The organism is Sphingorhabdus sp., assembly GCF_046292425.1.
GTDB lineage: Bacteria > Pseudomonadota > Alphaproteobacteria > Sphingomonadales > Sphingomonadaceae > Sphingorhabdus_B.
This window is the reverse complement of sequence record NZ_JBKBQV010000072.1, coordinates 1-12,999: the sequence shown is the minus strand read 5'-3', so window position 1 is coordinate 12,999 and position 12,999 is coordinate 1. Positions and strand designations below refer to the sequence as shown.

Below are 12,999 nucleotides of genomic sequence, written 5' to 3'. Positions count from 1 at the left end.
TAAAAGATCGACAGGCTCTCGGCGAGGAACAGGCCCTTGTAGACAATCGACTGGCACGAGAGGCTGCAAATGTAAAAATCGCGGATTTGGGCAGCCACGACCTTTTTCTCGATCCGGCGGCGGATAAGGTAGAGGTTCTTTTCAAACTCTGCTGCATCGACCGCGTCGGGCATTGGCCCGGCGATCATGATCTGCTCGATCTCTGGCCGTGTGCGCTGCGCTTTGTCGCCAATCACCGATACGTCGACGGGAACCTGCCGCCATCCATAGATGGTATAGCCAGCCTCGATAATTTCGGCTTCGACAATGGTACGGCACGCCTCTTGCGCGCCGAGATCTGTGCGCGGCAGGAACACCATCCCCACTGCGAGCCGATTGGGCCGGGGCTTGTGCCCGGCAGCGGTGATGGCATCGTCGAAGAAACGGACCGGCAGATCGACATGCAGCCCCGCGCCATCACCGGTCTTGCCATCGGCATCGACCGCGCCGCGGTGCCACACAGCCTTCAACGCCTCGATGCCAGCTGCGACCACCCGGCGGGAGGGTTTGCCGTCGGTGGCAGCAATCAGGCCAACCCCGCACGCATCGCGCTCGGTTTCCGGATAATACATGCCTTCGCGGGCAAGGCGTTCATGCTCAGGGGTTGGCAGGTGGTGGTTGGTCATTTGATTTCGCCTAGGTATCGTTCGGCCTCGTCGAGCAACAAACCTGCTGCTTCGCTTCCAGCTTGTTCGCCAAACTTACGTCCTATTTGAGCTAAGCTTTGCTGGATGCGGGGCGTCGCTTCGTTCATTTTTCGTCCCACCGGAGACTCCATAAAACTCCGGATTGTGGCTAGTTCAGCTGCTGTAAACTCATTTGCGTAGAGCCTAGCCGCTTCCTCGATGATCTGCTTATGCCTCTTTCTGAAAAGCTCCGAAAAGATCTGACCGAAGCGTTTTCCAAATGCTGCACGTCCGCCGGGATATTTGGCGTCGATATCGACCAGCAGACCTATGCCGGTAAAGCTTTTCCCCAATCCGGCGATAAAGTTTTCTTCGGTCGCGGGCATCAGATTTGCCATCATCAAATTCATGGAATTCTCGTAATTGGACGCGACAACTATAGCCCGGGCGTCATTTAACTTTTGATCGTAACTCTCCGCGACGGCCGGAAACGCAAATGCAAAGCACAAGCCAGTAAACATTGTCAGAAGAAACTGATTGATCCTCATGCTGCGACCTTTTCCTTGACTGCATTGGTCGCCATCCAGCGGTGCATATGCTCCACCACATCGCGGCCATCCTTGATTGCCCAGACGACAAGGCTTGCTCCGCGCACGATGTCGCCAACTGCGAAAACACCTTCGAGGTTGGTCATGCCAGTGACATGGTCGGAACGGATCGTGCCCCAGCGTGTGACGTTAAGGTCGGGCGAGCCGAAAAGGCCGGGCAGGTCTTCGGGTTCGAAACCAAGCGCCATGATCACCATGTCGGCGTCGAGAATGAAATCGCCTTCCGGGTCCAGCTCGGGCGAGCGGCGACCGCTGGCGTCGGGCGCGCCGAGACGCATCTTGCTGACATGGACTTTTTCGACGCGCTCTGTGCCGTCAAATGCCTTGGGAGCAGCGAGCCAGACGAATTCGACGCCTTCTTCTTCGGCATTGGCGACTTCGCGCTGTGATCCCGGCATATTCTCCCGGTCGCGGCGATAAACGCATTTGACCGACTTCGCGCCTTGGCGGATCGCGGTGCGGACGCAATCCATCGCGGTATCGCCACCGCCGATGACGACGACATTTTTGCCCTCGGCATTCAATGTACCATTGTCGAAAGCGGGAACGGTATCGCCAAAACTTTTGCGGTTGGATGCTGTGAGGTAGTCGAGCGCTGCGTGAATGCCGGAAAGTCCGCTGCCTGGCGTCTTGATGTCACGCGCCTTGTACACACCGGTGGCGATCAGGATGCTGTCATGTTTGGCGCGCAGCTCGTCGAGCGAAGCATCACGACCCACCTCGAAATTGAGATGAAACACAACGCCGGCAGCTTGCAGGCGATCGACCCGGCGCATCACCACATCCTTTTCCAGCTTGAAACCGGGGATGCCGTACGTGAGCAGACCGCCTGCGCGATCATAGCGATCGTAGATGTGAACCTCATAACCGGCGATGCGCAATTGCTCGGCCGCAGTTAAGCCGCCGGGGCCTGCGCCGATGATGCCGACCGATTGGCCGCGGGCAGGGCCTGCTTCGATTGGTTCGACCCAGCCTTCGGCCCAGGCAGTATCGGTGATGTATTTTTCGACGCTGCCAATGGTGACCGCGCCATGCCCCGAAAATTCAATCACGCAATTGCCTTCGCACAGCCGATCCTGCGGGCAGATGCGACCGCAGATTTCGGGCATGCTGCTGGTCAGGTTTGAAAGTTCATAGGCTTCGCGCAGTCGCCCTTCGGCAGTCAGACGCAGCCAATCCGGGATGTGGTTGCCAAGCGGGCAATGCACCGAGCAATAGGGCACCCCGCATTGCGAGCAGCGCGAGGCCTGCTCTGCAGCCTTTTCCGGCGCATAGCGATTGGCGATTTCGCGAAAGTCCTCGGCGCGCAGGTTAGGCTCCCGCTTTTCAGGGAAGGATTGGCCTGTGCCGACAAATTTGAGCATGCGTTCGTGTGCCATGGCGCGGCCATAGCGAGCGTTAAGGCCTCTGTTCAAGGCCTATCAACATATATAGGACAAATAAACTGACCTAATTTACCGCATTTGAAACCTAGTTAGTTCCGCCTGCAACTTTATTTCAAAATAATAGGTCCGATGCGGACCTTACCGCATCCCGAGCCATATCAAAGCAGCGGTTCCCGCTATGATTCGATACCAGGCAAAAGGCCCAAAGCCATAGCGCGTCACCACCGCGAGGAAGGCCTTCACCACTGCCCAAGCAACAAGGAACGAAACCACAAAGCCGACCGCCAATAAGCCCAGATCATCCGCGCTCACCTCGGCGCGATGCTTGTAGAGCTGCAGCACGGTCGCACCTGTCAGCGTGGGGAGGGCGAGGAAGAAACTGAATTCGGCCGCAGTCTTGCGATCCACCCCCATCGCCATCGCGCCCAGGATCGTTGCGCCTGAACGCGATACACCGGGGATCATCGCAAGGCATTGCACCACGCCCACCATGGCAGAGCGTTGCCAGCTAATTTCCGCCACGCCGCCCATTTCCTGCGGCTTGGCATATTTCTCCACCACCAATATCGCAAAGCCGCCGATGATCAGCGCCCACGCCACTATCACTGCATTTTCGAGCATCAGTTCGATAGCATCACCAAATGCAAGGCCGAGCACGACCGCCGGAATGAAAGCGAGCAACAGGTTGCGTGTAAAGGCCACTGCCTTTGCGTCCCATTTGAACAGGCCGGTGAACACTTCCCAGAAGGTCCGCCAATAGAGTACGACAATGGCAAGGATCGCGCCCGGCTGGATCGCGATGTTGAACAGCGCCCAGCGCTTGGCATCATAGCCCATCAACTCGGTCGCGAGAATCAAATGTCCGGTGGAGGATACGGGGAGGAATTCGGTAATCCCTTCGACAATGCCGAGGATCACGGCGGTCCAGAATTCACTCATCGGTTTTCTGCCTTATTAAGTCCGTCGAAAAAGCACCACAGCCCCGAGCCTGCGGTAACAGGCCCAGGGCTGCGGTTTTGTCTGCACTAATAGTGTTGCGCCTCAAGCAGCCGCCGCATCACCAAAGCGGCCATGCTTGCGATAGATGTTGAGCCAATCATGCGCGACTGCATCGAGCGGGGTCGCGACAATGCTCAGCGCGGCGAGGCCATTGGTACCCGTCACCACATTGTCGCTCGCCAACATCTTGAGCTGATCGCCCGAAATCGGCCCGCCGGGGATGAAGGTCAAAAGCTTGGCTGCGGCATCGGGCACCGGCACGAACAGCTTGTTATGGCCGGTCGCCTTGGCAATCCATTCATTGAGCTGCAGCATCGAATAGGTTTCCGGCCCGCCCAGTTCGAGCGTTTCACCACCTGAACCTTGCAACGCAGCCACCACCGCGCGCGCTACATCGCCGACGAACACCGGCTGGAACTTGGTATCCGCGCCAATCACGGGGACAACCGGCAGCATGCGGATCAGGCCGGCAAAGCGGTTGATGAACTGGTCCTCACGGCCGAAAATGATCGAGGGACGCAGGATTGTCGCGGCCGGGAAGGTAGCGCGCACGGCGGCCTCACCGCCTGCCTTGCTGCGTCCATATTCGGCGGCGCTGTTCGCATCGGCACCGATGGCCGACATATGCACCAACGCGGACAATCCGGCTGCGGCTGCAGCTTCGGCTACATTCGCGGCGCCCTGGCGCTGGATTGCATCCAGATTGTCGAAGCTGCCAACAAGGTTCACCGCCATGTCCGCACCGATCAGGGCGTTGGCGACCGTCGCTGGCTTGGTTACATCGGCGGCGCAAAGCGAAACCTGGCCAAGATTGCCAAGCGGCTTCACATGCTCTGCAGTGCGCGTATGGCGCACCGCAACGCGCACGCGCGCACCGGCTGCGCACAGCGCCTGCACCACATAACGCCCGACAAAGCCACCGCCACCAAAGACGGTGACCAATTTACCGTTGAGTTCGCTCATTGCCTGCCCATTTGCCTAAATCAGGGGGAGTGTTGATGGGCAGCGCTTTGCACGAGGCGCGGGCTGGATTCAAGGGGGGAGGTCGGAGCTCCCTCTCCTATTTCCTCACAAAGTCGATAGTCTGGCCATTTGCCGCGGTAATTGCCATCCTGTTCCCCTCGACTTTCGCCGACACCGCGTTTTCAAGAATTTTGCGATAGGCCGATTCCTGATCCATCAATCCCGGTGCGCAAGCCATCATCGTACCAATCATCGGAGAGTAGATTGTCAGGTTAGCGCCTTCCAGCTTGTAACTGGCGCCATAGCCATTGCAGCCCGATTTGCCGCCGACCTTGCCGTCGCTACCTAGCATAAGCGTCACTTCGTTGCCGCTGACTACTGGCTTGCCGCCAATGCTCTTTGCCTGCCACCAGATATCTTTGACACTGGCTATCGGATCAGTCGGAATAGGGTATGCAAGTTCCTGCACTTCCACCCGCTTGCTTCGCCGGTGATAAAGGCACAGCATCTTTGCTGTCGCCCCTTTCATATGGGGTTGCGGCCAAGTACCGGTGACGACGCGCGCGTCGATCAACAGCCGGTCTGAATAGCGGATCGGCGGGCCGGCTTCCGCATTGTTCAGATTGGCAGCCTTCAGGCAGGCGGATTGCGAGACCTTATCGATTTGTATCCAGCTGGCGGGCGTGGCCGCAAACGCCGCTGGGGCGAAAGCGATCACGAACAGGATAGTTGCTGCAATGGCTTTCGAGCCGCGCATGGTTCAATACCCCGTCCGCGTGCAAAGCACATCTGCCAGATAGACACGACCGTTCACGGTCTCCTGCTGCTGGCTTGCCGAGCCGCTCCAGCCGATCGATTTGCAGAAGCGGTCTGCGGTTGCTGCGGCGCAATTGGCCGTTGCAGACCCATTTTCGCATGATAACAGCCGACGGCCGTCGCGTCCGCCCGGCGCAGGGAAGAATTCTGAAGCCATTCCACGCAATGATGTACCTGCAGGCGGGTGTATGATGGCCGGCGGCGCATATCCCAATGGCCGCATCGATTGGACCATGAACATTTGTGGAGCAAAACGGCGGATATCAGTCTCGTCAGCGGACACGGTTACGCAGGGGGAGCGGAATCGGGTTCGTGCACATAACTCCCAAGTTCCCGATCGGACTCGGATCGAACGCACCGACCAGCGCAACGCGAGGTTCGATTTGGCCTCGCCAACGAAAACAGCAGGTCCTTGGAATCCGGGATCGCGGTAAATGGTTGCCTCGCCACGACCCATAGGTGCCATCTTGTCGGTTTGGGCAACGCTGGCACTTGTCAGCGCCGCGGCTGCACCTGCCAATAAGAACAATGATGATGACTTTTTCACATGCCTTCTCCTTCGAAAAAAGATTCAGGCTTGCACGACAGACATTGGGCCTTTTCGTGCAAGGGTGTGCGACCCTTATGAGGCGTTAAAATTGCCACATGGCGTGGCGAGACGCCAGTACAGTATTTTGCCTGTTGCGGGCAGTTCGACTTTTTTAGCCATCACCCCAGCGCAGGCGTTGACAAAGCCGCACCAAGCCTTAAAGGAGCGCGCCTACCCGATGCGGAGACGCTCTTGTCACCAGCATCCCGTGCCCAGATGGCGGAATTGGTAGACGCACCAGCTTCAGGTGCTGGCGCTCGCAAGGGCGTGGAGGTTCGAGTCCTCTTCTGGGCACCATTTACACATCCCTCATCATACCTCTGTGTATCGACAAAGTGGCGCATTTCTGCTACTTTTCGGCCATATTTGTCGCTCAAAGTGTCTCGGCGTTTCTGGATATATCACCAAAAAAGGGGGCAGATTTGGGGGCATATATGCGTTTCAAGCTAAGGTCTGAAAGGTGATGCCCCCAAATGGCACTCAAAGACACAGAAATTCGGGCATTGAGGCCTGACGATAAACCGTTCAAAAAGGCTGATGGCAAAGGTCTATATCTTGAAGTTTTCCCTAACGGTTCCAAATTGTGGCGGCTTAAGTACCGGTTTGGGGGCAAAGAGAAAAGGTTGGCACTTGGGTCGTATCCTGGCGTTACCCTTGCAGATGCTAGGAAAAAGCGAGATCAAGCCAAAGTGCAGATAGAGAACGGCGTCGACCCGTCGTTGGAGAGAAAGCGCAAAAAAGCTTCCGCTAAACTTAGTGCCGACGATAGCTTCAATGCGATCGGTGCAGAGTATATTGCGAAAATGAAAAAAGAGGGCCGAGCTGAAGCTACGCTCTCCAAAGCGCATTGGTTTCTCTCGCTACTAAAGCCGTCAATTGGTGCGATGCCAATTCGCGAAGTGGATCCCCAACTGTTGTTGGCTGCACTTAAAAAACTTGAAGGACTAGGCAACTACGAAACTGCCAAACGAACTAGGAGCTTCGCGAGCCGGATTTTTCGATATGCTGTTGCTACTGGTCGAGCTTCTTCCGATCCTGCTGCGCTTCTTTCGGGTGCATTGGTTTCAGCGAAAGCGAGACATTACGCAGCAATTCTGGAACCTAACAAACTAGGCGAATTGCTTCGAGCGATAGATGGTTTTACCGGAAGCCCAGTTACAAAACTTGCTCTGCAAATTGCACCTCACGTTTTCGTGCGACCTGGCGAACTACGTCATGCGGAATGGCATGAGATCGACTTTGAAGGCGCTGTTTGGAAGATTCCACCGAACAAGATGAAGGCTAGGCGGCCGCATGCAGTTCCTCTTTCTCCTCAGGTGGTCCAGCTTTTCTTGCAACTGAAGGAACTCACAGGGCCTGAGGGGTACATATTTCCGGCCATGCATACTTCCAAACGGCCAATGAGTGAAAACACGGTCAACTCTGCGTTTCGGCGATTGGGCTTCGGTAAGGAGGAGATCACAGCTCACGGACTGAGATCATCAGCGTCGACTTTGCTAAATGAGAGCGGAATTTGGAATCCAGACGCAATTGAACGTGCTCTGGCACATGGATTTAGTGATGCTGTTCGAGGTGCATATCACCGAGGAGAACATTGGGACGAGCGAGTTCGAATGGCGCATTGGTGGTCAAACTTTTTAGATAAACTGAAGGCCGGCTAAAACAGGCGAAAGCCAGAGTTTTGCGCTCGCTGCTTCGCCTGTAAAATGTATTCAGAAAACGCGAGTTGGCTTTTGTTGTGCAATTAATTGCACTCATAAAAATGCGTTTCAAAAAGAAATAAAATCGTAATTTCAAGCAATTGAAAAAAAATGCGTAGAGTCCCGCACTCCATCTGGGGAGGCGGTTTGACATTAAATTTAGATCGGCAATCCTAAATCTGTCGGGACCGTCCTGACCCCACGCTGCAACATTGCAGTTGGGTGATCAACACAAGGCAAGGTCATGAGTACACTAATAACAATAGCCGAATTTATCGAAATTTATCGTATCAGTCGTTCGACTGTTTACCGCCTGAAAGATGCGGGCAAAATCGAATTCCTACACGTAGGGCGTGCAGTTCGAATTCGTCGTGAAGACGCTGAACGTTGGTTTGCCACTTTGAGTGCGAACTAAAGCGGAGCGCTGCGCCACATTTGGACTGGATCGAGAACTATGACACCTAAAAACCGAATTAATGAATTTCGAAGCAAGTGCAATAAGGCGCTTACAGAGCAAGCGCGCCTGTCTGGGTGGAGTAACGAACGCGTCAGTTGGTTGCGAAAACAGATCGATGAACACACGAAAATGTGTCATAGTCTTCGTAAAGCTGTGATATTCGGCCAGCATCAAAAAACTGCCAGATTACAGTCGAGAATCGTTGGAAGCTTCGCTTCACGACTCTGCGGCAAACTGTATGAAAGCAAATACGGAAAATACAGCCACAAGCCGCTGTTGCCTACGCCTTGGAACGAATTCGAGAGACAAGTAAACCGAGTTCCTTTGGTAAAAACGACCGCCGATGCTTGCCATGTGTATGCTGTTTTCAAGAAAAATGGAGAGGTGCGCTGGTTGAATTCTCCCGGACCGCGCACGCGTCAAGCTCAGAGGGTACTTGCCAACATACTTTATGCACGGCTTCCACAAAACTTTTCCGAATTCAACTCAAAAGGAAAAGGCCGCGAAGCAGCTGTTGCTGAAATTATCCGTCAAATTGAGGATAAGGGGATTTCCACATTTATAGTCTTCGATTTTAAAAATTTTTTCTCGTCTGTGAGGCCCGAACATTTGCAATGGCTCAATCTGCCAAAGCACGTGCTCGACACAGTATTCTTCAACAAGCACGTTGTGCAAATCACACAGAAAGGACTTTTGCTCAAAACAGAAACGGCCCGCCAAGGCTTACCGCAGGGGGCAATCGTGTCAGGACAAATCGCAAGCGCGCTTCTAAGACGAGAACTCCGTTGCATAGGCGGAGCATTGGGGAAAGTGACATACGTCGACGACGGAGTCATAGGCGCTTCTAGCCCCGTTCAGGCGCACAAGATTGCCAAAGCCCTAAAAGCGCGGTTTGCCAACCTTAAAGGCGGGCCGATAAGTTTCAAAAAAATGGAGGTCCGTCGCCTCAGCACTGGGTTCGAGTTTCTGGGTTACTGGATACAAGGGAATCCTTGTGAAGACGGAGTCAGTCTCGAAATCATACCTGGGCTTAGAGCCAAAAAGAAGTTCATCGCGAAGCTGTTTAAAAAATTTCATCAGTATCGAGGTGGTCTCGACTATGATCGGGCTGTTGAAGTTTTTGAGGGCTATTTCGAAATGTGGAAGCGTAGCTTTCGCCATTGGAAACCGAGCAGCGAACAACTGAATTACACCAAATTTGAGCTGGAATTTTGCATTTCCGACTATTCTGGTTTGAAGAAAGGTGGCTTCACTTAAGCGGCGTCGTGTCAAGTCTCGTTCTAACGAATGCGCTCTTAAATAATGTCCCGTACAGTTATTGGCTCGAAATATTCCGACGTCCGAAATAGCTGAAATGACCTTACTAAGAGGGAGTAGGGGGAACCGCTAAAGAAATGAGCAAAGCCGGTTCGAAAAAAATGAACCAGATCAGTCAGATACTGAATTTTGTAACCAATTTCACTTCCTGCGATTTCTCTGGCCGGAATTCCGATTTGAGGTAGCTGATTTCAGTGGAGCCTAAATTATAAAAAGGACGAATTATTCAATCCAAACAATTGAAAATGCTATAATTAGTCGGAATATTTGGTTATATTGATAGCGGGAACCGTGTTTCCAGTCTCCCCCGTTTGGAAGGAGATATCAATGCCGCAAGAATTTCAAAATATTCCGATTGACCCCTGGATAGCTAGCTCTTTGCTCCAAAAGTCAATTCGTCGCGGAGAAGCTGATGTAGCCGTCGCTGCTGCAAAGTCTTTCATAAGGCAACGCGGAAATGCAATTTGGTCTAAGCTCATTGTCATTGCCTGCGAGGATGTCGGGCTTGGTGACCTGAACTTGGTCTCAAAGGTAATCCGACTGAGTTTGAATGCCGAATTGCGTCTTGATGCGGGTGGCGACGAACAAGTGGCACTTGCACTGTGTGAAGACCTTGCAAATGCTGTCAAGGATCGCTCCGCTGATTATCTATGGATTTCTGCGAGCAGACATCCTGGCTGGCGGGGTGTTCGCGAAACTATCGGCACGCTTTCGATTAATCAGTCCATACGTATCGCGACGAATCCATGTGAACCGTTCGACCGCAGAGCTGTGGCAGCGTGGTACGCTTCTGGGTTCAATGAAGAGAGCTCCGCTTTAAGGGATGGAGATTTATGCGGCTTGTTTGGCGCATTCAAAGCGAGTGGTGTGCCTGAAGAGTTAGCTGACGATCTCTACTTGGCCGCCAAAAAGACGCGCAGACCATTGGTAGTGATGCTTGCAGTTTTGTGGCATATGCTGGCAAACGATACCTGCAATTCTTCGGTTGTAATTTGTCCAACGCTTGAGCCTCGATCTGATGATCGTATTCCGCTTTACGCCCTCGATAAACATACGCGTATCGGTAAACGTGCCATTAGCACATACGTTAGAGATTGTCCGGAAATCCGCCGCGTATTTGCACGATATTTGCCTGCGTTTCTTGCGCGTAGCGCAGGCTGCTTAGCTGTTTTCTACGCGGAAGGCGTTCTGTTGACGCAACGCTTGGAATGGGGACAGTCCAAGCCACTAGAAGCTATTTGTAATGACGCGGACTTGCTCAATGCGGGCTGCCCTGCGTCTGGTATCCAGCCGATCATAGAAACCGTAAGAAACAATATTGGCGAACTTAACGTCATTCGTCGGCGTTTGTTCGATAGGGAGTATCCAACTGCGCTCACTCATCGAGTTTTCGAAGAGGTGGGACCATGACCCCTCTAACTCGTGCCTCAAGTCGAACCTCACCTGCTCCTTGAAGCTCTTCTCGATAGCGCTTTAATGTGTCGTGTATTCGAGATGTAATGGCTTAAGAGTTGACTGCCTTAAGCTTAACAAGAGGACCTGAAAGGTGCGCCTGAGTGATAAACGAATCTGAAGCAGCGCTGAGCGCTCAGAGACAATATTGTCGTGCGTCGAAACTAGATGCTGATCCTGGCCTAGTCGTATCGGAAGCTTTCGTGCGCGGCATAAGGCATATAGGTTACCGAAGCAATGTCGAAGCGATCGCTGAACTCGTGGACAACTCTATCCAAGCCTACGCTCAACGGGTGGACTTAATTTTTAGCTTCGCCGAGGCGGGACAGCGCACCCGTCCAGTTCAACTGGCGGTCTTGGATGACGGACACGGCATGAACCCGGCAATGCTGCGCGTTGCGATGATGTGGGGTGGGACCCATCGCGAGAATGACCGCAATGGTCTGGGAAGGTTCGGCTACGGCCTCCCGTCTGCGACAGTGAGCATGGGGCGCCGCTTCACTATTTATTCGAAGCTTAAAGGTGGGAAGGTATATGCTGTGTGTCTAGACCTAGACCTGTTGGATGCTGGCGAATATTGCGACAAGGCGTCCGGGCTGTACATCCCGTCGGCTCAGCCAGCCGTGCTTCCGCCGTTCGTCAGCCAGGAAATCGCACGTTTACATCCGGGAGGTTGGCGGTCAGGGACGGTCGTGGTGATCGACAAGCTCGACAGGCTGAACTGGGCGACGGTGGCAGGATTCCGACGTAATCTGATCCGCCAGTTTGGCGTAGCCTACCACAAACTGCTCACCGCGACGGCCATCTACATTGACGGTGATTTGGTCCAGCCGATCGATCCCCTGTTTCTGTCACGAGGATGCGAGTTGAACACGCTGGACGACGATCACGCGCAGCCATTAGAGCCCATTACGCTTAGGATTCGAACTGAAGACGGTGCCGCAGGTGAGATCGTCCTGCGCTACGCTTGGCTTCCGCCCACGTTTGGTGCGATTGACAAGCACCGAGACGCCATTGGCCTAAACGCGAACGCCCGCTTTCCCATCCTGAAGCATTACCACGGTATCATCTTCAGCCGGAACGGACGTGTTCTCGACGTCCAATCGCGGACGCCATGGACAACTTTTACTAACAACGATCGCTACATCCGGGTCGAGGTGGAATTCTCCGCTTCATTGGACGATGCATTCGGGGTAACGACCTCCAAGCAGCAGGTGACGGTCTCGCAAGAAATGTGGGAGCAACTCCAGGCGGCGGGGCTTCCAAAGGCAATCGAGCATCTCCGGGCAAAGGTCCGTAACGTGAAGGCGGAGCGGCACCGAGCTTCCGGGACTCGTGTGATGTCGCCCCCTAGCGCTCATTGCGATCAAGACTGCTTGGAACAACAAACTTCATCGCGCTCGATGGCGCGTTGTGCGGGAGGTAATCAGGTTTCCGCAGCGAAACTTTGCTTAGAGGGCGTCGATCCTGGGATAGCGTTGGATAACTTACTCACGCGGATTGAACGGAGGAAGTTGGCTGGAAACGGGATGATCATAAACGAATACGAACGGCTTTTGAGAGGATGGGTCAAGCAGTTGGCTCACTTCTCGGGGAACAAGCACTTGACCAGAGGATAGTCACAATGGTCGCTGGCGTTATCAATGTGAAATTGGCATGGCCGCGTTTCTGAAAGCGTGAAGGAAGGGAGAAGTAATGACAAAAAGTGAAACCGGCCCTTCCGACCTTCGGAAGTTTGCACCCTTTCTAGCGCCCGACGAACGCGACCAACTTCACGGATTGTTGAACTTCGCCGGGCCGCCCCCACCGGAGTTTGTGGAGAGCTTACGAGGTCTGGCGCGCAGGTACATCGATGACGGTGACAGCAAGAAGCTGCGCGCTATCTGCCTACTCATTGCCGACCTGCTTGAGCAGGGCTGGCGCGTTTCTCTTGAAACCGATGGCCTTCACTTCAAGCCGCCCGGAATAGGGACCGGTAACGGGATTTCGGTCGAAGACGTGAAGGCCCGCATCCGGGCTGCACTTCAGGCTGCGCGGCGCCGGCAACT

The 12,999-nt window shown here is 54.2% G+C and carries 11 protein-coding genes, 1 tRNA gene and 2 pseudogenes; 7 read left to right on the top strand and 7 right to left on the bottom strand.

Annotated features, from left to right (window positions below):
* The 7 genes and pseudogenes from ACK4S7_RS12190 to ACK4S7_RS12160 form a co-directional block, all read right to left on the bottom strand.
* Nucleotides 1-665, bottom strand: a pseudogene (locus ACK4S7_RS12190) (glutamate synthase large subunit); the annotation flags it as partial.
* A complete protein-coding gene (locus ACK4S7_RS12185) occupies nt 662-1,213 on the bottom strand; it encodes a DUF2059 domain-containing protein (protein ID WP_409647253.1) in 552 nt (183 codons plus the stop codon). The gene ACK4S7_RS12185 and the pseudogene ACK4S7_RS12190, both read right to left, overlap by 4 nt.
* Nucleotides 1,210-2,652 (bottom strand): NAD(P)-dependent oxidoreductase, encoded by a 1,443-nt coding sequence (locus tag ACK4S7_RS12180; RefSeq protein ID WP_409647251.1) that lies wholly within the window; start codon nt 2,650-2,652, stop codon nt 1,210-1,212. Before ACK4S7_RS12180 ends, ACK4S7_RS12185 begins: the two co-directional genes overlap by 4 nt.
* Nucleotides 2,653-2,796: 144 nt before the next feature.
* Complete coding sequence (locus ACK4S7_RS12175; protein WP_409647249.1) at nt 2,797-3,597, bottom strand: undecaprenyl-diphosphate phosphatase; 801 nt, start codon at nt 3,595-3,597, stop codon at nt 2,797-2,799.
* A gap of 102 nt (nt 3,598-3,699) precedes the next feature.
* Nucleotides 3,700-4,620: a complex I NDUFA9 subunit family protein gene (locus tag ACK4S7_RS12170; RefSeq protein ID WP_409647246.1), complete on the bottom strand. Its 921-nt coding sequence runs from the start codon at nt 4,618-4,620 to the stop codon at nt 3,700-3,702.
* Between the two features lie 97 nt (nt 4,621-4,717).
* Nucleotides 4,718-5,377 carry an META domain-containing protein gene (locus tag ACK4S7_RS12165; protein WP_409647243.1) on the bottom strand — a complete coding sequence of 220 codons (660 nt, stop codon included), beginning with the start codon at nt 5,375-5,377 and terminating at the stop codon, nt 4,718-4,720.
* Nucleotides 5,378-5,380: 3 nt separating this feature from the next.
* Nucleotides 5,381-5,983, bottom strand: a complete 603-nt coding sequence (locus tag ACK4S7_RS12160; protein WP_409647242.1) for a beta/gamma crystallin-related protein — start codon at nt 5,981-5,983, stop codon at nt 5,381-5,383.
* Between the two features lie 252 nt (nt 5,984-6,235).
* On the opposite strand from ACK4S7_RS12160, the gene ACK4S7_RS12155 reads away from it, so the two are divergent.
* From ACK4S7_RS12155 to ACK4S7_RS12125, 7 genes and pseudogenes are all read left to right on the top strand, one after another.
* A tRNA-Leu gene (locus ACK4S7_RS12155) sits at nt 6,236-6,322 on the top strand.
* A 176-nt stretch (nt 6,323-6,498) separates the two neighbouring features.
* Nucleotides 6,499-7,686, top strand: a complete 1,188-nt coding sequence (locus ACK4S7_RS12150) for a tyrosine-type recombinase/integrase (protein WP_409647240.1) — start codon at nt 6,499-6,501, stop codon at nt 7,684-7,686.
* A 283-nt stretch (nt 7,687-7,969) separates the two neighbouring features.
* A complete protein-coding gene (locus tag ACK4S7_RS12145; protein ID WP_409647238.1) occupies nt 7,970-8,140 on the top strand; it encodes a helix-turn-helix domain-containing protein in 171 nt (56 codons plus the stop codon).
* A gap of 39 nt (nt 8,141-8,179) precedes the next feature.
* Nucleotides 8,180-9,439, top strand: coding sequence for a reverse transcriptase domain-containing protein (locus ACK4S7_RS12140; RefSeq protein WP_409647235.1), 1,260 nt, complete (start codon nt 8,180-8,182; stop codon nt 9,437-9,439).
* Nucleotides 9,440-9,826: 387 nt separating this feature from the next.
* On the top strand, nt 9,827-10,909 hold the full coding sequence (locus ACK4S7_RS12135) for a hypothetical protein (RefSeq protein WP_409647232.1): 1,083 nt from the start codon (nt 9,827-9,829) through the stop codon (nt 10,907-10,909).
* Between the two features lie 146 nt (nt 10,910-11,055).
* Nucleotides 11,056-12,570 (top strand): ATP-binding protein, encoded by a 1,515-nt coding sequence (locus ACK4S7_RS12130; protein WP_409647230.1) that lies wholly within the window; start codon nt 11,056-11,058, stop codon nt 12,568-12,570.
* Nucleotides 12,571-12,646: 76 nt separating this feature from the next.
* Nucleotides 12,647-12,999 (top strand): annotated as a pseudogene (locus ACK4S7_RS12125) (hypothetical protein); the annotation flags it as partial.